The 21551-nt window shown below is 61.9% G+C and carries 20 protein-coding genes and 1 riboswitch; of the genes, 4 read left to right on the top strand and 16 right to left on the bottom strand.

What is annotated here, in order from left to right; all coding sequences use genetic code 11:
* Positions 1-122 precede the first annotated feature (122 nt).
* A complete protein-coding gene (locus J2Y39_RS03460) occupies positions 123-3593 on the top strand; it encodes a NahK/ErcS family hybrid sensor histidine kinase/response regulator (RefSeq protein WP_310215119.1) in 3471 nt (1156 codons plus the stop codon).
* A 582-nt stretch (positions 3594-4175) separates the two neighbouring features.
* Here the strand turns inward: J2Y39_RS03460 and rmuC are convergent.
* Both rmuC and J2Y39_RS03450 read right to left on the bottom strand, forming a co-directional pair.
* Positions 4176-5540: a DNA recombination protein RmuC gene (rmuC, locus tag J2Y39_RS03455; protein WP_310215789.1), complete on the bottom strand. Its 1365-nt coding sequence runs from the start codon at positions 5538-5540 to the stop codon at positions 4176-4178.
* Between the two features lie 175 nt (positions 5541-5715).
* Positions 5716-6039, bottom strand: a complete 324-nt coding sequence (locus J2Y39_RS03450) for a hypothetical protein (RefSeq protein WP_024012181.1) — start codon at positions 6037-6039, stop codon at positions 5716-5718.
* A gap of 909 nt (positions 6040-6948) precedes the next feature.
* Here J2Y39_RS03450 and J2Y39_RS03445 point away from each other — a divergent pair.
* From J2Y39_RS03445 to J2Y39_RS03435, 3 genes are all read left to right on the top strand, one after another.
* Complete coding sequence (locus tag J2Y39_RS03445) at positions 6949-7173, top strand: hypothetical protein (protein WP_016773719.1); 225 nt, start codon at positions 6949-6951, stop codon at positions 7171-7173.
* A 271-nt stretch (positions 7174-7444) separates the two neighbouring features.
* Positions 7445-7927: a hypothetical protein gene (locus tag J2Y39_RS03440; protein ID WP_041479533.1), complete on the top strand. Its 483-nt coding sequence runs from the start codon at positions 7445-7447 to the stop codon at positions 7925-7927.
* 145 nt (positions 7928-8072) lie between these two features.
* Complete coding sequence (locus tag J2Y39_RS03435) at positions 8073-9344, top strand: OmpP1/FadL family transporter (protein WP_056783953.1); 1272 nt, start codon at positions 8073-8075, stop codon at positions 9342-9344.
* Between the two features lie 204 nt (positions 9345-9548).
* Here the strand turns inward: J2Y39_RS03435 and J2Y39_RS03430 are convergent, their stop codons facing one another.
* From J2Y39_RS03430 to cobO, 14 genes are all read right to left on the bottom strand, one after another.
* Positions 9549-10109, bottom strand: coding sequence for a glutathione peroxidase (locus J2Y39_RS03430; protein ID WP_041479535.1), 561 nt, complete (start codon positions 10107-10109; stop codon positions 9549-9551).
* A gap of 54 nt (positions 10110-10163) precedes the next feature.
* Positions 10164-10286 (bottom strand): hypothetical protein, encoded by a 123-nt coding sequence (locus J2Y39_RS03425; RefSeq protein WP_269084999.1) that lies wholly within the window; start codon positions 10284-10286, stop codon positions 10164-10166.
* On the bottom strand, positions 10283-11491 hold the full coding sequence (locus tag J2Y39_RS03420; protein WP_056783951.1) for an MFS transporter: 1209 nt from the start codon (positions 11489-11491) through the stop codon (positions 10283-10285). Before J2Y39_RS03420 ends, J2Y39_RS03425 begins: the two co-directional genes overlap by 4 nt.
* Before the next feature lie 52 nt (positions 11492-11543).
* A complete protein-coding gene (locus J2Y39_RS03415; RefSeq protein WP_016773714.1) occupies positions 11544-11948 on the bottom strand; it encodes a MarR family winged helix-turn-helix transcriptional regulator in 405 nt (134 codons plus the stop codon).
* A gap of 174 nt (positions 11949-12122) precedes the next feature.
* Complete coding sequence (locus J2Y39_RS03410; protein WP_310215111.1) at positions 12123-12845, bottom strand: adenosylcobinamide-GDP ribazoletransferase; 723 nt, start codon at positions 12843-12845, stop codon at positions 12123-12125.
* Position 12846: 1 nt separating this feature from the next.
* Positions 12847-13422 carry an alpha-ribazole phosphatase family protein gene (gene cobC, locus J2Y39_RS03405; protein ID WP_150741323.1) on the bottom strand — a complete coding sequence of 192 codons (576 nt, stop codon included), beginning with the start codon at positions 13420-13422 and terminating at the stop codon, positions 12847-12849.
* The gene (cobT, locus tag J2Y39_RS03400; protein ID WP_310215109.1) at positions 13419-14474 is read right to left on the bottom strand and encodes a nicotinate-nucleotide--dimethylbenzimidazole phosphoribosyltransferase; all 1056 of its coding nucleotides are present in this window, start codon (positions 14472-14474) and stop codon (positions 13419-13421) included. The genes cobC and cobT overlap by 4 nt, the downstream gene beginning before the upstream one ends.
* Positions 14471-14992 carry a bifunctional adenosylcobinamide kinase/adenosylcobinamide-phosphate guanylyltransferase gene (gene cobU / locus J2Y39_RS03395; protein WP_310215107.1) on the bottom strand — a complete coding sequence of 174 codons (522 nt, stop codon included), beginning with the start codon at positions 14990-14992 and terminating at the stop codon, positions 14471-14473. Before cobU ends, cobT begins: the two co-directional genes overlap by 4 nt.
* Positions 14993-15112: 120 nt before the next feature.
* Complete coding sequence (locus J2Y39_RS03390) at positions 15113-16564, bottom strand: cobyric acid synthase (protein ID WP_310215104.1); 1452 nt, start codon at positions 16562-16564, stop codon at positions 15113-15115.
* Positions 16561-17553 (bottom strand): threonine-phosphate decarboxylase CobD, encoded by a 993-nt coding sequence (gene cobD, locus J2Y39_RS03385; RefSeq protein WP_073472676.1) that lies wholly within the window; start codon positions 17551-17553, stop codon positions 16561-16563. The genes J2Y39_RS03390 and cobD overlap by 4 nt, the downstream gene beginning before the upstream one ends.
* The gene (gene cbiB, locus J2Y39_RS03380; RefSeq protein ID WP_310215101.1) at positions 17546-18454 is read right to left on the bottom strand and encodes an adenosylcobinamide-phosphate synthase CbiB; all 909 of its coding nucleotides are present in this window, start codon (positions 18452-18454) and stop codon (positions 17546-17548) included. Before cbiB ends, cobD begins: the two co-directional genes overlap by 8 nt.
* Complete coding sequence (gene bluB, locus J2Y39_RS03375) at positions 18451-19101, bottom strand: 5,6-dimethylbenzimidazole synthase (protein WP_024012169.1); 651 nt, start codon at positions 19099-19101, stop codon at positions 18451-18453. The genes cbiB and bluB overlap by 4 nt, the downstream gene beginning before the upstream one ends.
* The gene (locus J2Y39_RS03370; RefSeq protein WP_310215098.1) at positions 19098-20480 is read right to left on the bottom strand and encodes a cobyrinate a,c-diamide synthase; all 1383 of its coding nucleotides are present in this window, start codon (positions 20478-20480) and stop codon (positions 19098-19100) included. Before J2Y39_RS03370 ends, bluB begins: the two co-directional genes overlap by 4 nt.
* Complete coding sequence (cobO, locus tag J2Y39_RS03365; protein ID WP_150636720.1) at positions 20477-21088, bottom strand: cob(I)yrinic acid a,c-diamide adenosyltransferase; 612 nt, start codon at positions 21086-21088, stop codon at positions 20477-20479. Before cobO ends, J2Y39_RS03370 begins: the two co-directional genes overlap by 4 nt.
* 82 nt (positions 21089-21170) lie before the next feature.
* Positions 21171-21401, bottom strand: a riboswitch (cobalamin riboswitch).
* Between the last annotated feature and the right edge of the window lie 150 nt (positions 21402-21551).

Genomic DNA, 21551 nt, shown 5'->3' with positions numbered 1-21551 from the left:
GGTACCCCGCCTGCGACACCCCGCCACGCCACGACCTTGGTCGACACTGACTAACCGTCGCGCGCGTGCGAGACTGTCCGCCCGGGCAGGAGTGCCGGGGAGTCTTTTGTCGGGAGTGCTGCATGTCGTTGTCCACCGGGCTGATCGCCGTCGTTGCCCTGGCCTACATGGCCATCATGTTCGCCATCGCCTTCTACGGCGACCGTCGCAGCACGCCGTTGCCGCCACGGGTGCGCGCTTGGGTATACAGCCTGTCGCTGGCGGTTTACTGCACCAGTTGGACGTTCTTCGGCGCGGTCGGTCAGGCGGCGGAACAACTGTGGTCATTCCTGCCGATCTACCTCGGGCCGATCCTGCTGCTGGTCGGCGCGCCGTGGGTCCTGCAGAAAATGGTGATGATCAGCAAACAGGAGAACATCACCTCCATCGCCGACTTCATCGCCGCGCGCTACGGCAAATCACAATCGCTGGCGGTGGTTGTGGCGCTGATCTGTCTGGTCGGCGTGTTGCCCTATATTGCCCTGCAACTCAAAGGCATTGTCCTTGGCGTGAACCTGCTGATCGGCGCCGGCGCCGATGCCATGGGCACCCGCGCTCAAGACACGGCGCTGATCGTGTCGCTGGTGCTGGCGTTGTTCACCATCGTTTTCGGCACGCGCAACCTCGACGCCACCGAACACCACCGTGGCATGGTGCTGGCGATCGCGTTCGAATCGCTGGTCAAGCTGTTCGCCTTCCTCGCCGTCGGCGCCTTCGTCACGTACGGGCTGTATGACGGTTTCGACGACCTGTTCAATCAGGCGATGCTCGCCCCGCGCCTTGAGGCGTACTGGAAGGAAACCATCAACTGGCCATCGATGGTGGTGCAGACCGGCGTGGCGATGATGGCGATCATCTGCCTGCCCCGGCAATTTCACGTGACCGTGGTGGAGAACATCGACCCGCAGGATCTGCGACTGGCGAAATGGGTGTTCCCCGCCTATCTGGCTTTGGCCGCATTGTTTGTAGTACCGATCGCCCTTGCCGGTCAGATGATGCTGCCCAGCCACGTGCTGCCCGACTCGTTCGTGATCAGCCTGCCGCTGGCCCAGGCCCATCCGGCGCTGGCGATGCTGGCGTTTATCGGTGGCGCATCGGCAGCGACCGGCATGGTGATTGTCGCCAGCGTCGCACTGTCGACCATGGTCTCCAACGACATGCTGCTGCCGTGGCTGTTGCGGCGCAACAACGCCGAGCGCCCGTTCGAGGTGTTCCGCCAGTGGATGCTCTCGGTGCGCCGCGTGAGCATCGTGGTGATTCTGCTGCTGGCCTACGTCAGTTATCGCTTGCTCGGCTCGACCGCGAGCCTGGCGACCATCGGCCAGATCGCCTTCGCGGCGGTGACGCAACTGGCGCCGGCCATGCTTGGCGCGCTGTACTGGAAACAGGCCAACCGCCGGGGCGTGTTCGCCGGGCTCGCTACCGGGACGTTTCTGTGGTTTTACACGCTGGTGCTGCCGATTGCCGCGCACAGTCTCGGCTGGTCACTGGCGAGCTTCCCCGGCTTGGCGTGGCTGCACAGCAATCCGCTGAACCTGCCGATCACCCCGTTGACCCAAGGCGTGGTGCTGTCGCTGGCGGGTAATTTCACCCTGTTCGCCTGGGTCTCGGTGCTGTCGCGCACGCGCGTTTCCGAGCACTGGCAAGCCGGGCGCTTCATCGGTCAGGAAATCAGCGCGCGGCCTAATGCCCGTTCGATGCTGGCGGTGCAGATCGACGATCTGCTGCAACTGGCGGCGCGTTTCGTCGGCGAAGAACGTGCGCGGCAGAGCTTCATTCGCTTCGCCTACCGTCAGGGCAAGGGTTTCAACCCCAACCAGAACGCCGACAGCGAATGGATTGCCCACACCGAACGCTTGCTCGCCGGTGTCCTTGGCGCTTCTTCGACGCGCGCCGTAGTAAAGGCCGCCATCGAAGGTCGGGAAATGCAGTTGGAGGACGTAGTCCGAATCGCTGACGAAGCCTCGGAAGTGCTGCAGTTCAACCGCGCCCTGCTGCAAGGCGCGATCGAGAACATCACCCAGGGCATCAGCGTGGTCGACCAGTCGCTGAAACTGGTGGCGTGGAACCGGCGTTATCTGGAGCTGTTCAACTACCCCGACGGCCTGATCAGCGTCGGCCGGCCGATTGCCGACATCATTCGCTACAACGCCGAACGCGGTTTGTGCGGCCCCGGCGAAGCGGAAGTGCACGTCGCGCGACGCTTGCACTGGATGCGTCAGGGCCGCGCGCACACTTCCGAACGGCTGTTTCCCAATGGCCGGGTGATCGAGCTGATCGGCAACCCGATGCCCGGCGGCGGATTTGTCATGAGCTTCACCGACATTACCGCGTTCCGCGAAGCCGAACAGGCGCTGACCGAGGCCAACGAAGGGCTGGAACAACGGGTCAGCGAGCGCACCCAGGAACTGTCGCAACTCAACGTCGCGCTCACCGAAGCCAAGGGCAATGCCGAGGCGGCCAACCAGTCGAAAACCCGTTTCCTCGCCGCTGTCAGCCATGACTTGATGCAACCGCTGAACGCCGCACGGCTGTTCTCCGCCGCCCTCTCTCACCAGAACGAAGGCTTGAGCGCAGAGGCGCAGCAGTTGGTGCAACACCTCGACAGCTCGCTGCGCTCGGCGGAAGACCTGATCAGCGATCTGCTGGACATCTCGCGCCTGGAAAACGGCAAGATCAACCCGGACCGCAAAGCGTTCGTCGTCAATGAACTGTTCGACACCCTAGGCGCGGAGTTCAAGGCGCTGGCCCAAGAGCAAAAGCTCACGTTCCGGGTGCGCGGCAGTCAATTGCGCATCGACAGCGACATCAAACTGTTGCGGCGAATCCTGCAAAACTTCCTCACCAACGCTTTCCGCTATGCCAAAGGCCCGGTGCTGCTGGGCGTGCGTCGGCGCAGTGGCGAGTTATGTCTGGAAGTCTGGGATCGCGGCCCGGGGATTCCGGAAGACAAACAACAAGTGATTTTCGAAGAATTCAAACGCCTCGACAGCCACCAGACCCGCGCCGAAAAAGGTCTGGGCCTGGGTCTGGCGATCGCCGACGGCTTGTGCCGCGTGCTCGGGCACACCCTGCGCGTTCGCTCCTGGCCGGGGCGCGGCAGTGTATTCAGCGTGACGGTACCGCTGGCGCGCACGCAAACGCCTGCGGCGAGCGCCACGGTCGAGCCAAACAGCAAAATGCTCAGCGGCGCGCAGGTGCTGTGCATCGATAACGAAGACAGCATCCTGATCGGCATGAACAGCCTGCTGAGCCGCTGGGGGTGCCAGGTATGGACGGCGCGCAATCGCGAAGAATGCGCAGCGATATTGAATGAAGGTGTGCGGCCGCAACTGGCGCTGGTCGACTATCACCTCGACCACGGCGATACCGGCACAGAGCTGATGGCGTGGTTGCGCACGCGCCTGGGCGAGCCGGTACCCGGCGTGGTCATCAGCGCGGATGGACGCCCGGAGACCGTAGCGCAAGTGCATGCTGCGGGCCTGGATTACCTGGCCAAACCGGTGAAGCCGGCAGCGTTGCGGGCACTGCTGAGTCGGTATTTGCCGTTGTAGAAGGTGACCTTGCAGACGCCTTCGCGAGCAGGCTCGCTCCCACAGAACAGCAAAAGCAAGAGCAAGAGCAAGAGCAAGAGCAAGAGCAAGAGCAAGAGCAAAAGATCGCAGCCTTCGGCAGCTCCTACAGTTGGACCGTCGATATCTGAGTGAAATGGTTGGTCGGCAGATTGCCTTCGCGAGCAGGCTCGCTCCCACAAAAGCAAAAGCAAGGCAGCGCAGCTGCCCGCGGCGAAGCCGCCCCACTCAACAATGAGCGCAAGCTCGAGTGCTTTTGATCTTGATCCACCGGCGACGTCGGAAGGCTGAGTGGAGGGATTGATCCGGGCGTGGGAGCGCAGCGACCGTCTGGCGCAGCCAGACACAGCGGAAGGAGGTGCAGCGAAGCAAACCGTAGCCGCTGCGCCCGGATCGATCCCGGAGCGAAGGGACCCGAGCCTGCGAGGGCCGAACGTAGGAGCAAGCCTTTTGGGTTACCTTTTTGGCGTTTGAAAAAGGTGACTCGCCGTAAGGGCGAAACCGCCAGCCGCCATCACCGCAGCAACGGATATGCCCCAAAAATCAGCCCAAAAAAAAGACCTCTTACTCAGGCAACTCAATCAACCCATCAACATCCGTCATCGCCCGCTCCAGCAAATCCGCCGGCAAGCTCTTGCTCGCCCGCGCACCGAGCAACTTCAACTGCTCACTGCGGCTGACCAGATTACCGCGCCCCTCTGTCAGCTTGTTACGCGCTGAGCTGTAAGCCTTGTCCAGTTGCTGCAGACGATTGCCCACTTCGTCCAGATCCTGAATAAACAACACGAACTTGTCATACAGCCAACCCGCGCGCTCAGCGATTTCCCGGGCATTCTGGCTCTGCCGTTCCTGCTTCCACAGACTGTCGATCACCCGCAGCGTGGCCAACAGCGTAGTCGGACTGACGATCACGATATTGCGGTCGAAAGCGTCCTGAAACAGCGAAGGCTCAGCCTGCAACGCAGCGGAAAATGCCGCTTCGATCGGTACGAACAACAAAACGAAATCGAGGCTGTGCAGGCCTTCCAGACGCTTGTAATCCTTGCCGGCCAGACCTTTGACATGATTGCGCAGCGACAATACATGCTGCTTGATCGCGATCTGTCCGAGGGTGTCGTCATCGGCCGCAACATATTGTTGATAGGCCGTGAGGCTGACTTTCGAGTCGACCACGACTTGCTTGTCGCCGGGCAGATAAATGATCACATCGGGCTGGAAGCGTTCACCGTCCGGGCCTTTGAGATTGACCTGGGTCTGGTACTCGCGGCCCTTCTCCAGACCTGCATGCTCAAGAACGCGCTCGAGGATCAGTTCGCCCCAATTGCCCTGGGTTTTCTGGCCCTTGAGCGCGCGAGTCAGGTTGGTGGCTTCGTCGCTCAGACGCAGGTTCAACGCCTGCAAACGCTCCAGCTCCTTGGCCAGCGAGAAGCGCTCGCGGGCTTCGGCCTGATAGCTTTCTTCCACGCGTTTTTCAAAGGACTGGATGCGTTCTTTCAACGGATCGAGTAACTGCCCGAGCCGCTGCTGGCTGGTTTCGGCAAAGCGCTGCTCACGCTCATCGAAGATCTTGCCGGCCAGCTCGGCGAATTGCGCGCGCAGTTCATCGCGTGAGCCTTGCAGGTCGTTGAGACGTTGTTGATGGCTTTCCTGTTGCTCGCGCAGTTCGGCACTCAGCGAGGCCGCGTGGGCGTCGAGGCGGCGTAACTCAGCATCCTTGTTGGCGCGTTCGAGGTTCCAGGCGTGGGAGGCGTCGCGGGCGTCGTCGCGCTCGATCTGCAGCAATTCGACTTCGCGGCGCAGCGCGGCGAGGTCTGCCTGTTTGGCGCCGTTGGCCTGGCCAAGATCGGCGATTTCATCGCGGCTCGCTTCAAGCTGCGCGGTGAGGCCGTCCTGGGCCAGTTGCGCCATGGCCAGGCGCTCCTCGAGCAAGGCCAGATCGGCCTGGGCATTGCTGGCCCGGCGTTGCAGTTGCCAGGCCAGCGCCAGCAGCGGCACCCCTGCTGCCGCAAGACCAAGCAATATGCTGGTCAAGTCCATAGCCATAGCGACTCCTGCCAATCGGATAAAGCCTGAAGGTTAACCAAGGTGTCTGGGCTTGGACAGCTCAGTCTTCGATCAGACCGAGTTCCTGCTGTGCGCGACGGTCGCCGGCGCGGGCGGCCTGACGCAGCAGCTCCTGGCCGATACGCCGGTCACGGGCATTGCCGCACTCACGGCAGATCAATTGGCCGAGACGGCTTTGCGCAGCGACTACACCTTCACGGGCCGGTTGCTTGAGCAGGCGGCCCGCGAGGTGTTTGGCGCTGGGGCTGTCGCTCAGGCGCGGCGCATCGAGCAGCCACTCAGCCACACGTACGGAAAAACGCTTGGGAGCGGTAACAGAGGTCGGATTGGAGGTAACAGAGTCTGATACTGAGCGAAACTTCATAAAGCACTGCGGGACAGATCGGAAGGCGCGCCACTTTACTCTCTTTTTCTTACAGGTAAAGTCGAAAAAAACCCGGCACGCCCGTCCTAGAGCAAGCGCTAGGGACAATCCACAGAAGCTGTGGATAAGTCAGTGGACAACCGCTCTGTGATCCTCGCAAAGCCTTATGGAATGGGGCTCGCAGTCAAACTGACGATTTTTTCACCAACAAAAAAAGACGATATTTTTCATTGACTTAAACTTTTGATACAGGCAGCGACTGGAGTCAGGATCGATGTGACAGTTGCGTTACGCTCTGCGCAACTAATGTGCACAAGTACCTGTGCGCCGGTTATATGCGTGCGCTTTTTGGGGTCATTTTGCGCAGCTGCGAACGACCGAAAGGCTCTGCGAAAAGCATGCACGCCGACGGACGGTGTGACACGACCATTCCGTGCGAAGCTTTTTTCGTCATGGGGTTTGCTTCGCCCGAACGGATCCGTTACTATCCGCGGCGTTAGTACCAAGCTGAAAGTCAATTCCGGTCGAACATCTCCCACGGTCAACTTCCAACAGGAAGACACTGCCGAAAAAAGCGGGAACGACCCCTCGATGGTTTCCAGGTAACTCTTGCGACGACGCTGCCTTTGAACGAAAGCAAAGGGCGTTGCGAAGAACACTTACTCTGACCGAACCAACCTGCAAATTGATCAGGATCTTCACCCCGGGCCCAGAACCTTTGCCCTCGCTGTGATGCCTGTCCTCCTAAGTACCTACCTGCCAGCCCAAGCGCGCTCACTTATCAGCGCTTCAAACTGGCTGCTTTGTTCCAGTCGGGTTCTTCGTTCGATCAATGGTGATCAACGTTACTGGAACGTTTTAACGTTGCACGGTTCTTATCCGTGTCATTTGTAGGAACACCTAATAACTATGTCTACTCAAATCCAGACTCAGGATGCCATTCGCACCCTAACCAACGCTTTTGCTCCAATGAACTGCCTGATCATGGCCGCTCGCAAAGGCTGCTTCAGCTTCACCGTAGTCAATGAACACGGTATCGCTCGTCACAGCGAGCGTCTGTACCCCGATCAATACTCCAGCGCCGAACCGCTGCAGGCCGTGATCGAGCGTACCCGTCAGGCACTGGTTGCCTGAAAGCCGGACAGGCTGCAAAAGCAAAGCCCTGCTGAAAAGCGGGGCTTTTTATTGCCTGATATTTCACTTTTAGCGCAACGCTTCTAAGCATGTTCCGATCTAACGCCCGGTATGCGATGGCGGAAATATTTTAAAAACAGTCCTTTACACGCTGAATATGACACTACACTTCAACTCAAGCGGCTTGACCCGCTTGCGGCGAGCCTGATTCGATCCACTGCTGCCAAAGCCCCTTCAGGACTCGCCCTCAACAACAAGAACCGAGGGTGTTATGGGTATCGCTGCCAGCGAACTGTGCCGCTATGTGATCCGTCCCACATTGATCTATCTGGGACGCCACTGCGCAACCGCCGAATCCCTGCTGCTGGGTATCGCTGCCAGCCAATCCGCCCTCGGCTCTGCCCTGCACGACCGCCGCGGCCACGGCCTCTACCGGATTGCCGAGCATCGCCATCAGGCGCTCTGGGACGATTATCTGGCGCTCGACCCGGAGCGCGCCAGCCTGGTGCGCGGCCTCGCCAGTCAGCATGCATTCCTCAGCGGCCCGCATCTGGAACTGACCGTCAACCTGCGTTACGCCACGGCCATCGCCTGGCTGCTGGTGGAAGAACAGAACCCCACCCTCCCCGCTCCGACCGATCTGCTCGGCATGGCGCGTATCTGGCGCCAGACCTTTCAACCGCAAGGCCGTTTGCGCGACTTTACCTGCGCTTGGCAAACCTGTGTTTCACCGCTGAATCAGGTCGCTTGCTGACCGGGCGGTTTCACAAGTTCTCGCAACAAGTCGCCATTTTGGTCGGATTGTCCTACAAAACCGCTCTAACTCAAGGCTTACAGCTATAGCGCTGGGACGAAAATGTTGGTAATTTTCGCCCCGGTGATCACCAGGAGTTCTAATAATGAAAAAAGTCATGCTCAAAACCACCCTTAGCCTCGCCGTTACCCTTGCCTCCACACAAATCTTCGCGGCAGGTTTTGCCCTCAACGAACAAAGCATCAGTGGGATGGGGACTGGTTTTGCCGGGCGATCTTCTTCTGCCGACGACGCAAGCACTGTTTATGGCAACCCGGCCGGCATGGCGCGCATCAAGCGCGAACAAGTCACCGGCGGCGTCGCCCTGGTCGACGCGCATACCGATATCAGCGATACCAGCTCCAGCCCTAATGGCGGCAGCAACAAGGGCGACATGGTGCCCCTCACTGCCGTACCGATGGGCTTCTATGTAAAACCGATCGATGATCACTGGGCATTCGGCCTCGGTGTGTACGTACCGTTCGGTCTGATCACGGATTACGAAAACGGCTTCGCCGGTCGTTACTTCGGCAGCAAGTCCGAAGTGCAAGTCATCACTTTCCAGCCAACCGTCAGCTACGCCTTCAACGACAAGGTGTCGATCGGTTTCGGCCCGACCATCAACCGTATCGACGGCTCGCTGGAATCCAACCTGTCGATCACCCAGGCACTGCCGGACGGCAAGGTCAAGATCAAGGGTGACGACACCGCGCTGGGCTACAACGTCGGCTTGCTGGTCCAGGCCACCGACACCACCCGTGTCGGCCTGACCTATCACTCCAAGGTCGACTACAAGCTCGAAGGCGACACCAAGGTCAACTACAACGCTCTGGCGCTGGTGGGCGTTGGCGCCAACCAGAAGTACGACGCTTCGTTGAAGATCACCACGCCGGAATCCGTGGACCTGTCGGTCACCCAGGCGATCAACGATCGCTGGAACGTCTACGCCGGCACCACCTGGACCCGCTGGAGCCAACTGGACAAGATCACCGTGAAGAACTCCGGCGTGCAGCCTCTGCTGGCCGGTCAGTTCGGTTCGATCAACGAAGACCAGAACTGGCATGACTCCTGGGCCTATGCCGTGGGTACCTCGTACCAGTTGAACAAGGAATGGGTCCTGCGTACCGGTCTGACCTTCGACCAGTCGCCAACCAATAACGAAGACCGCTCGCCGCGTATCCCGACTGGCGACCGCACCATCTTCAGTATCGGTGCCGGCTGGAGCCCGACCGACGACCTGACCATCGACGTCGCGTACTCGTACCTGAAAGAAGAGTCGGTCAACATCCGCAACGAAAACGCGCGTGGCCAGACTTACGATGCCAAGTATGAAAACTCGGCAAACGGCTTCGGTGTCGGCGCGACATACCGCTTCTGATGCACCGTGGCGAGGCTAACCCCTCGCCCAAGAAAAAGCCCCGCTCTCTTTACAGAGGCGGGGCTTTTTCATGCCTGGGCATCGAACAAACCGGTAGGAGCTGACGAGTGCAACGAGGCTGCGATCTTTTGATCCTGGAGTTTCAAGAACAAAAGATCGCAGCCTCGTTGCACTCGTCAGCTCCTACAGGACCATCACAAGGCTTCAGGGCTTCAGCGGCTTGGAGGCAATGGCCTTTTCGATCGCGGCGATAAACTCGGGATCATCCGGTTTGGTCAAACTGGAAAAACTCGCCACGACCTTGCCCTGCCGGTCGACCACATACTTGTAGAAATTCCACTTCGGCGCATTGCTCTGCGCGGCCAGCACCTGAAACAGATGCGTGGCGTCATCGCCGCGGACCTTCTGCGGCTCGGTCATGTTGAAGGTCACGCCATAGTTGGCGTAGCAGACCTTGGCGGTTTCCGCGCTGTCCTTGGACTCCTGCTTGAAGTCATTCGACGGCACGCCAAGCATTTCCAGCCCCTGATCCTTATAGCGCTTGTTCAGCGCCTCGAGGCCTTCGAACTGCGGGGCGAAACCGCAGAAGCTGGCGGTATTGACCACCACCAGCGGTTTGTCGGCGTACTGCTTGCACAGATCGATGGATTCCTTGGCGCGCAGCTTGGGCAGCGAGCCTTGCAGCAGCTCAGGACAATCGGCGGCCTGGGCCAGGCCAGTCAACGCCATCAGCAACGCGGGAACAGCACACCAGCGCATCAACATGTCGAACTTCCTTGGGCATTCATCAGGCTTCGACGTTACTCGCCACGCTGCGATCTAGCAAATGCTCATGCCCAACTGCATCAGCGCCAGACCGCCGCGTTGCCAGCCCCACCACACCAGCGCCAACAGCGCTGCAGCCAGTGCGGTCAGCGCGAATCGCGTGCAGATCCGGCTCATGCTGCGCTCGCCGCAGCTTGCAGGCGCGCCACCGGACGCTCGCGCACCGGCCAGTTCAACGCCGCCGCGAGCAGGCTCAAGAGAACCGCCACTTGCCAGATCAAGTCATAACTCCCGGTTCGGTCGTACACCACCCCGCCCAGCCAGCCACCAAGGAACGAACCGAGCTGATGGAACAGAAAGACGATGCCACCGAGCATGGACAAATTGCGCACGCCGAACAAGGTTGCCACCGTACCGTTGGTCAACGGCACCGTCGACAGCCACAGGAAGCCCATGGCCATGCCGAACAGATACGCTGTGGTGGTCGTCACCGGCAACCACAGGAACAGCACGATCACCACCGCGCGCAGTAGATACAACGCCGTCAGCAGACGCGGTTTGGACATGCGGCCACCGAGCCAACCAGCGGTGTAAGTGCCGAAGATATTGAACAGTCCGATCAACGCCAGCACCGTAGTGCCGACACTGGCGGGCAGATGCTGATCGACCAGATACGCTGGCAAGTGCACGCCAATGAACACCACTTGAAACCCGCAGACAAAAAAGCCGAACGCCAGCAGCCAGAATCCCGAATGCGAGCAGGCCTCACGCAGCGCTTCGGAGAGGGTTTGTTCGTGGCCGAGAACCGGCAGTGGCTTGTCTTTTAACATGCTCACCAGCGGCACGATCATCGCCACCAGCAGGCCCAGCACCAACAGCGCGGCCGACCAGCCGAGCCAGCCGATCAGGCCCAGCGTGCCCGGCAACATCGCGAACTGGCCGAACGAACCGGCGGCGCTGGCGATACCCATGCCCATGCTGCGTTTCTCTGGCGGCACAGCGCGACCCACAACACCAAGAATGACCGAAAACGAAGTGCCCGAAAGACCGATACCGATCAGCAGACCGGCACTGAGTGACAGAGTCACCGCCGAATCAGACAGGCCCATGCACACCAGGCCCGCCGCGTAGAGGATCCCACCGACCAGCACCACTTTCGCCGCGCCGAAGCGGTCAGCCAGCGCGCCGGTGAACGGCTGCGCCAGGCCCCAGATCAGGTTTTGCAGGGCGATGGCGAAGGCAAACACTTCGCGACCCCAGCCGAACTGCGCGCTCATCGGCGACAGGAACAGACCGAAACCGTGGCGCACGCCCAATGACAACGCCAGGATCAGCGCACTCCCCAGCAACACCCAACCGCACGTACGCCACATCGATGTCATTGTTATTCTCCAGTCGCGGGTATATACCCGCTTGAGCGCGAAAAAACCGCCGTCAGGCCAGTTCGTCGAGCAGTTTGAGCAAGGTTTCGCGCTTCTCGGCACCGAGACGGTCGATCAGCCGCTGTTGCGCCGCTTCCCACGCCGGCAATGCCGCTGCCAGGCGCTGCACGCCGGTTTCAGTGAGGCGCACGATGCGGTTGCGCATGTCCTCGCCTTCGGCCAGCGCCACCAGACCTTCGCCCTCCAGCACACGTAGATTGCGTCCGAGCGTGCTGCGATCCAGGCCCATGGCCTCAGCCAGTTCGGAAATGCTCGGTTGCTCCAGCCGCTGCAGATTGCACAGCAGAGAATACTGGGCAACGTTGATCCCGAAGCCATCGAGAGCGCCGTCGTAATGCCTGCTGACGCCACGCGCGGCGCGACGCAGGTTGGTGCACAAACACTGAGAAGGAAGCATGATGCGTGTATATACCCGCGAGTGTGTTAAATCAAGTTACAGATGAGTTTACTCTGAACATCATTGTTGCCGGTGAGGCCCCTTCGCGAGCAGGCTCGCTCCCACAGGGGATTGCATTTCGAAGGTGGGAGCGAGCCTGCTCGCGAAGGAGCCGGCATCATCTACGCAAATCTTTCAGACCAAAGCGAGCCCCACCAACACTCCCATCTCCAGCAATTCCAGCAACGCCCCTGCCGTATCCCCGGTAGCCCCGCCCAACCGCCGCATCATCAAACGCCGCAGCCAGACAAACCCGACCAGCGAAATCAGCACCGCACCGAAGCCAGCGATCAACACGCAGCCCAAGGCACTCAATCCCAGCACCCACCACCCCACTTTACGCGGCAGATGATCGGCCAGCGCCTGACCCAATCCACCCGCACGCACATACGGCGTAGTCAGAAACAACCCCAACAGCGCCGCTCGCCCGAGCACCGGGACGATGATCAGCGCCAGGGTATGCGCTTGCTCGATCAGCGCCAGCAGCGCGGCGAATTTCAGCAACAACACCAGCACCAGCGTGACCACCGCGATCGGCCCGCTGCGCGGATCTTTCATGATCGTCAGCGTACGTTCACGATCACCAAAACCGCCGAGCCAGGCATCGGCGCTGTCCGCCAAGCCATCGAGATGCAGCGCGCCGCTGAGCAATACCCACACGGTCAACAACAGCGCCGCATGCAGCAACATTGGTGTGCCGCCAAGCAGTAGATTCGAGGCGTAGAGGATCAACCCGAACAGCAATCCCACCAGCGGATAAAACAGCAGCGAACGGCCAAGCTGTTGCGGCTCGGGCATGCCCGGCAGGCGAATCGGCAGGCTGCTGAGAAACTGCAAGGCGATCCACAGCGGTAACATCTCAGTGACCTTCCTTGAGCGCGCCGTCAGCCTCGACCGTCAGCGCAAACAGCGCGCCGTGGCCGACTTCGACATTGAGCAGTTGCTCGCGGGGCAAACCTCGGGCCTGCGCCAGCAACAAACGCATCACGCCGCCGTGGCTGACCAGCAGAATCCGTTCGCCGGCGTAAGCCGCCTGCAACCGCGCGACCGCCGCCAACACCCGCGCGGAAAACGCGCTGACCGGCTCCCCCTGCGGTGGCGTGAAGCCATACGGATCAGCCCAGAACAGCCCCAGCGCTTCGGCGTCCGTTTCCATCAACGCCGCCGCGCTTTGCCCTTCCCACGCGCCGAAATGCAGTTCCTGCAGATCCTTGTCCAGATGCACGGACAGGTTCAATTGCTCGCCAAGTTCGGCGGCGAAGCGCGCGCAACGCTGCAATGGCGAACTGACAATTCGATCCCACGGCCCGCCGTCGACCACCGCTGCACGCATCTGCGTCCAGCCGTTTGCGGTCAGCGCATCGTCGAGGCTGCCGCGCAAGCCGCCGCCGAGTTCCGTTTCGCCGTGGCGCAGCAGATCCAGACGCAGACTCATGCCGGGCGATCCGCGACAGCCGCTTCGGCGAACGTCGCCATTTGTCCGTGCAGGTCACAGGCCAGGCGCAACAACGGCACCGCCAACGCCGCGCCACTGCCCTCGCCAAGGCGCAGGTCGAGTTCCAGCAACGGTTCGGCGCTCAAGGTTTCCAGCACATGACGATGGCCCGGCTCGGCACCGCGATGGCCGAACAACAGCCACTCGCGACAGGCCGGATTCAAGCGCACCGCGACCAGCGCCGCGACAGTGCAGATGAAGCCGTCGACCAGCACCGCAATGCCTTCCTGCGCGCAGGCCAGATAGGCGCCGACCAACGCGGCAATCTCGAACCCGCCGAGATTGAACAGTGTCTGCAAGGCATCGCCACGCTGTGCGGCATGCAGCGCCAGCGCGCGTTCGATGACTTGCGCCTTGTGGCTGACGCCAGCGGCTTTCAGCCCGGTACCGGGGCCGGTCAGGTGCGCTACCGGGCAATCGAGCAAGGCACAGGCCAGCGCACTGGCCGCCGTGGTGTTGCCGATGCCCATTTCGCCGCCGATAAATAACTGGGTGCCGGCGGCTTTCGCGCGCAAGACGCTGTCGCGACCGGCCTGCAAGGCCGATTCGCCCTGTGCCTGAGTCATCGCTGCGCCCTGAGCGAAGTTCGCCGTTCCCGCGCCGATGTTCAGATGGCGCACGCCGGGCAGATTCAGCGTCGGATTCACTGTGCCCAGATCGACCACTTCCAGTTGCGCACCGAGCTGACGCGCCAGCACGCTGATCGCCGCGCCGCCGCTGACAAAGTTGAGCAGCATCTGCCCGGTGACTTCCTGCGGATAAGCCGATACGCCTTCGGCTACCACGCCATGGTCGCCAGCGAAAATCGCGATCCAGACTTGATCCAGCGTTGGCTTGAGCTGACCTTGCAGACCGGCCAGTTGCACGGCCACCGATTCAAGGCGCCCCAGCGAACCGGCCGGTTTGGTCAGTTGCTGCTGGCGCTCGGTCGCTTGCGCGATGATGTCCGAGTTCACGGTTTTGCACGGGTTCAGCCACCAGGTCGGGCTCATAACGCAGGTCCTTTCAAAGTCAGGGGCAGGCCGGCGACGGTCAGGACAACTCGCTGACAACGCTCGGCCAGAGCTTGATGCAGCCAACCGGCTTCATCGACATAGCGGCGAGTCAATTCGCCCAGCGGCACGACACCCATTCCGGTCTCGTTGCTGACAAAAATGATTTCACCCGGCAACGACGCCAGGCAGTCGAGCAGCGCTTCACGCTCGGCGGCGAGACGTTCGGCGTCGTCGAGCATGAGCAGATTGGTCAGCCACAGGGTCAGGCAATCGACCAGCAGGCAGCGCTCGGCGCCAGCGAATTCGCGCAGCACGCGGGCCAGTTCCAGTGGCTCTTCGATCAACGCCCATTCGACCGGGCGGCGCGCGCGGTGATGGGCGACGCGCTGGTTCATTTCGCCGTCGAGCGGTTGGCTGGTGGCGATGTAGGTGACCGCCAGATGGCTGTCGCTGGCGAGTTTTTCCGCCAGACGACTCTTGCCGGAGCGGGCGCCGCCGAGGATCAGTTGGAGCATGGGTTCATCCAAAAATGTGTGGTGAGACAACCGGCCCCTTCGCGAGCAGGCTCGCTCCCACCGTTGATCGCGTCTCCCTGTGGGAGCGAGCCTGCTCGCGAAGAGGCCAGTCCAGACAACTCAAATCCCGCAGAGCTGACGCAACAGCCCGGTATTCAGATGCTTCTCCACCAGATCCGCCAGCCGCTCGATATCGCGTTCGCGCAAGCCGTGGTAATCGACCTCTTGTACATCACTCAGCCCGGCCCAGCGCAGCAACGCCGCGCTCGCCTCGGGGGATTCGAACAAGCCATGCAGATAGGTGCCGAACACCTGACCATCAGCACTTTGCGCACCATCGCAACGACCGTCGTCCAAATGCACCGCCGGATTCTCCAGCGCCGGCCCGCTGGTTACGCCAGCATGTATTTCGTAACCGCTGACTGCGGCGCTTTCCAACGCCAGCCGCCCGCGCACGTTGCGCAATTGCTTCTCGGCTTCGAGTTGGGTTTCGAACGCCAGCAGCCCCAGACCGGCGCTGGAGCCGGCAGCGCCTTCCAGCCCAAGCGGATCGTGCACCTGCTCACCGAGCATCTGCAGACCGCCGCAAATCCCCAGCACCTTGCCGCCGTAGCGCAGATGCCGATTGATCGCCGCATCCCAACCGTTGGCGCGCAGATAAGCCAGATCACTGCGCACGCTTTTCGAGCCCGGCAGGATGATCAGGTCGGCGGCGGGAATCGCCTGGCCCGGGCCGACGAACTGCAGATCCACCTGCGGATGCAGACGCAGCGGGTCGAAGTCGGTGTGATTGCTGATGCGCGGCAGCACCGGCACCACCACTTTCAACACCTGCTCGGCCTTGTCGGTCTGGCGTTGGTCGATGCCGTCCTCGGCCTCAAGGTGCAGGTCCATCACGTAGGGCAAGACGCCGACCACCGGTTTGCCAGTGCGCTGCTCCAGCCAGTCGAGGCCCGGTTGCAACAAGGCGATATCGCCGCGAAAGCGGTTGATGATGAAGCCTTTGACTCGCGCCTGTTCGCTCGGTGAAAGCAATTCCAGGGTACCGACCAAATGCGCAAACACGCCGCCGCGATTGATGTCGGCGATCAGCAAAACCGGGCAATCCACCGCTTCGGCAAAGCCCATGTTGGCAATGTCGCCGGCGCGCAGATTGATCTCCGCCGGCGAACCGGCGCCTTCGACCATTACCAGCGGATACGCAGCGCTGAGTCGCTCGTGCGAGGCGAGCACCGCTTGCATCGCGATAGCCTTGTAATCGTGATAGGCGACGGCGTTCATCGTCGTCACCGCGCGGCCATGAATGATCACTTGCGCGCCGGTGTCGCTGTTGGGTTTGAGCAATACCGGGTTCATGTCGGTGTGGGGTTCGAGAAAGGCCGCTTGCGCCTGCACTGCCTGCGCGCGGCCGATCTCGCCGCCGTCAGCGGTGACTGCGCTGTTGAGCGCCATGTTCTGCGGTTTGAACGGCACCACCGCCACGCCCTGGCGGGTGGCCCAGCGGCACAACGCCGTCACCAAAGTGCTTTTGCCGGCATCGGACGTGGTGCCTTGCACCATCAGAGTGGTCATGGATGGTCCTTGGTGAAAGCTTGCAAAGCCTGTTCGAGACGCAGCGCTTGCGCGGCATCCGCTGGCAGGCCGAAACGCACGCTGCTGTTGTGGCTGAACAGCCGCAGGAGGATGCCGCGCCGGGCGAGGAATTCGTGCAGCGCTTCGGCGTGCTCGGTGATCAGCCACTGAAACAGTGCGCAGCCACCCTGCGGTGCAAAACCGCAACGGGTCAGCAGCGCCGCCAGCCGTTCGCTCGCTTCATCGCTGCGAATCCGCTGACGAGTGTGACCCTCGGTGTCTTGCAGGCACGCCGTACCGAGCACCCGCGTCGGCCCGCTCACCGCCCACGGCCCGACCTGTTCGGCGAGCAGTTTGAGCAACTTGCGCTCGGCCAGAACGAAACCGAGGCGCACCCCGGCCAGACCGAAAAACTTGCCGAACGAACGCAACACCACCAGCCCGACCTGATGCGCATAGGGCGCCAGGCTCAGTTGCGGCGTGTTGTCCATAAACGCTTCGTCGACCACCAGCCAGCCGCCGCGTTGCGCCAGCCGCGCATGCCAGTCGAGCAGGCGTGCCGGGGTCAGGCTGAGGCCGGTCGGATTGTTCGGATTGACCACCACCAATACATCGAGGCTGTCGAGAAAGAACTCGACTTCCTGCTCGAGCACTTCACGGACGATGTAACCGCTGCGCCGCCAGGCTTCGGCATGCTCGGCATAGCACGGCGACAACACGCCGACCTTGCCGGCCCGGCGCAGACGCGGCAGCAACTGGATGGCCATTTGCGAGCCGGCCACCGGCAACACCTGCGCGGCGCCGTAGTAATCGCAGGCGGCCTGTTCCAGACCGTCGTCGGTTTCCGGCAAGCGCGCCCAGGCGCGCAGCGGGATCTCCGGGATCGGGAACGGCCACGGCGCGAGGCCGCTGGACAGGTCGAGCCAGTCGGCTTCGGCAATCCCGTAATCGAGTGCAGCCTTGCGCAACCGGCCACCGTGCTCAAGCATAAAATTCCGCCCCCAGGCAAAGCATCAGCAGCCATAACCATACGCCGTGCTGGACCAATTGCCAGCCACGGTCAATGGAATCGGCATCCGCCGGCGCACCTTCGCCCAGTTGTGGGCGCTCATGCAGTTCGCCGTGATAGATCGCCGGTCCACCCAACTCGACGCCGAGCGCACCGGCACCGGCCGCCATCACCGGGCCGGCGTTAGGGCTGTCCCACTGCGGCGCTTGGGTGCGCCAGCACTTCAGCGCGAGGCGGGTCTTGCCCAGTAGCGCGTAGGTCAACGCCACCAGACGCGCAGGAATGTAGTTCAACACGTCGTCGATTTTCGCCGCCGCCCAGCCGAAACGTTCAAAGCGTTCGTTGCGATAACCCCACATCGCATCAAGGGTATTGCTCAAGCGATACAGGACCACGCCCGGCGCGCCGGCGACGGCAAACCAGAACAGCGCAGCGAACACCGCATCGCTGCCGTTCTCCAGCACCGATTCAGTGGCGGCACGGGCCACGGCAGTGCTGTCGAGTTCATCGGTCTGGCGGCTGACCAGATAACCGACACGCTTGCGCGCCTCGTCCAGATCATCGGCGCGCAACGCAGCCGCGACCGGCGCGACATGTTCGCCGAGGCTGCGCATGCCGAGGGCGCAATACAGCGCGAGAATCTCGACAATCCAGCCCACATAGGGCGCCCAGGAAAATGCGGTGGCGAGCAGAGTCAGCGGCAGCACCGCGAGCACCCACGCGGTCACACCATGGCTGCGCCAGCCACGGCCGCCGGCGTTGAAGCGTTGCTCGATGCGCCCGGCAAAATTGCCGAACGCCACCAGCGGATGCCAGCGTTTCGGTTCACCAAGCAGCGCATCCAGCGCTACTGCGGCGACACTCAGCAACGCCACACTCATTGACTCACTCCCCAATAATTTTCGTACAGCAACTCGTTGAGCGGCCGCGCCTGCGCCCAGCCTTCAAGTACCAGCATCGGCGCCGGATAGAATTCCTTGACCGGGCCGAGACACAACACCGCCAGCGGCTTGGCACCGGCCGGCAACTTGAGCAAATCCGCCAGTGCCTGCGGTTCGAACAGCGAGACCCAGCCCATGCCCAGGCCCTCGGCACGGGAGGCCAGCCACAAATTCTGGATCGCGCAGGACAACGAGGCCATGTCCATTTCCGGCAACGTGCGCCGACCGAAAATGTGTTTTTCGCGATCGTCCATCAGCGCTGCGACCAGCACTTCGGCGCAATCGTTGATGCCTTCGACCTTGAGCTGCATGAACTCATCGCTGCGCTCGCCAAGGGCTTCGGCAGTGCGGATGCGCTCTTCTTCCACCAGATCGCGGATCTGCCCGCGCAGAGCACGATCGCTGATGCGGATGAAGCGCCAGGGCTGCATCAGACCGACGCTCGGCGCTTGATGAGCGGCTTCGAGCAGACGACGCAGCAGTTGCGGCTCGACGCTGCCGCCGGTGAAGTGGCGCATGTCGCGGCGCTCGGCGATGGCCTTGTAGACCGCCGCGCGTTCGGCTTCGGAGAAGGTGTTGTCGGTCATGGCCCTTTCGCGAGCAGGCTCGCTCCCACAGGGTTCAGGTCATCCATTGTGGGAGCGAGCCTGCTCGCGAAGGCGGCCTCACGATCTGGCGCAAACAATGCGGCAATCGCAGTCGGATTCGACGGGAAATAAAAATGCACATAAGAAGCCGTCATCCGCCCCTCGCGATAAACCGCCTCGGCCCCACGCCCGCCATTAGGACTCACCCCCCGGGCAATCGGCGTCAGCTCTGTGGTGGTCAGGGAATGATGATAGGTATGCCCACGCAAGGAACCTTCCGGCAGCTCAACCGCCTGCAACGCCAGCGCCGCCAGACGCTTCTGCATCACCGCCTCGCCCTTGAGCAAACCGACCAGCTCAGCACGGGTGCCTTCCACGTCGGTCAGCGAATCAAGCAGATAAAGCATGCCGCCACACTCGGCGAGCAACGGCTTGCCCGCCGCATGGTGCGCGCGGATCGCCGCCAGCATTGAGGCGTTTTGCGCCAGCGCGACGTGATGCAGCTCTGGATAGCCGCCCGGCAGATACAGGCTGTCCGCCTCGGGCAATCGGGTGTCGCGAATCGGCGAGAAGAAGCGCAATTCGGCGCCCATCGCCCGCAGCAGATCGAGACTGGCGCCATAGGTGAAGGCAAAGGCTTCATCGCGGGCAACGGCGATGCGCACACCTTTTAATAGAGGCTCGGCGGCGATGACGTCAGGCCCGGCGAATTCAACGGCCGGTGGCAGCGCGACCTCGCAACTGCTGGCCAGCGCATCGGCGGCCGCGTCGAGGCGCAGATCCAGATCATTCAATTCGCTGGCCTGAACCAGGCCGAGGTGGCGGCTCGGCAATTCGATACCGGTTTCGCGGGACAGCGCACCGTACCAGCGCAGACCTTCGGTGAGGCTGCCTTCGAGTAATTGCGCATGGCGCAAGGTGCCGACGCGGTTGGCCAGCACGCCAGCGAACGGCAAGTCCGGCTGATACTTGGCCAGGCCCAGCGCCAAGGCGCCAAAGGTCTGCGCCATGGCGGTGCCATCGATCACGCCGAGCACCGGCACACCGAAGTGGCGCGCCAGATCAGCGCTGGATGGCGTGCCGTCGAAAAGGCCCATCACGCCCTCGATCAGAATCAGGTCAGCCTCGGCGGCGGCTTCCCACAACAGCCGGCGACTTTCCTGCTCGCCGACCATCCACATGTCCAGTTGATACACCGGCGCACCGCTCGCGCGCTCGAGGATCATCGGGTCGAGAAAGTCCGGCCCGCACTTGAACACGCGCACCTTGCGCCCCTGATTGCGATGCAACCGGGCGAGCGCGGCGGTGACGGTGGTCTTGCCCTGACCGGAGGCCGGCGCGGCGATCAACACCGCCGGGCAGTGACGTGGTGGCTTCAAAGTTCGACGCCTTTCTGCGCTTTGATCCCGGCCTGAAAGGCGTGCTTGAGCATGCCCATCTCGGTAACCGTGTCGCCCATCTCGATCATTTCCGGCTTGGCGCCGCGACCGGTGACCACCACGTGCTGCATCGGCGGACGCGCCTGCAAATCGCTGAGCACCTGATCGAGATCGAGGTAGCCGTGCTTGAGGGCGATGTTCAATTCATCGAGCACCACCAGACCGATCGAAGGGTCACGCAACAATTCGCGCGAGACTTCCCAAGCGGCGGTCGCCGCGGCGATGTCGCGCTGACGATCCTGGGTTTCCCAGGTGAAGCCTTCGCCCATGACGTGGAAACGCACTTGCTCGGGGAAGCGGCGGAAAAACAATTCTTCGCCAGTGCTGTTGCGGCCCTTGATGAACTGCACCACGCCGCACTGCATGCCGTGGCCCATCGCGCGGGCGAGCATGCCGAACGCCGAGCTGCTCTTGCCTTTGCCATTGCCGGTCAGCACCAGCACCAGGCCACATTCGTCGGGCGAGCTGGCGATGCGTTCGTCGATCACGGCCTTCTTGCGCTGCATGCGCGCCAGATGGCGTTCGTCACGCTCGGGGGAATCAGTCATGGGGGGAGCTCTCCGTTGAGGCTGGATAACGGCGGGCAGGCACAAGAATAGACGGCAAAAAGCCTGGCATCGCCCACCGTGATGCCGCTGAGATGGATCAGGCCGGTCTCCGGGCTCATGAGCGGCGTTTCGCCGGACTGCGCGCCTTCCCGCTTCTTTCGAGGCAGTGGCTCAAGGCGCAGTTTTCACTCATTTACCGTTGCGGGGGCAGCGCCGGGATCGTCGTGGCTTCGCTTGAAGACCACCCTCACCGGCTTCCCTGTTTCACTCTGTCGACGCGGGGCCACAGAGCACCTGAAACAAGCGGCGAAGGTTAGAGGGTTGGGGGTGGAGCGTCAATTGAAGAGGCGCTTTGCGCGCGAATAACTGCCGCTGATCCATTGTGCAGCGGCAATCTTGTGCCAGACTGCGACAAGTGATATCAAAGAGCCATGCTTTTTTTCGAAAGCCCACTACAACAATA

Origin of the sequence: Pseudomonas sp. 2957 (genome assembly GCF_031456345.1) — a bacterium.
Classification (GTDB): domain Bacteria; phylum Pseudomonadota; class Gammaproteobacteria; order Pseudomonadales; family Pseudomonadaceae; genus Aquipseudomonas; species Aquipseudomonas siliginis.
Note: the sequence above shows the minus strand (reverse complement) of the source record. Positions and strands in the feature narration are given on the sequence as shown.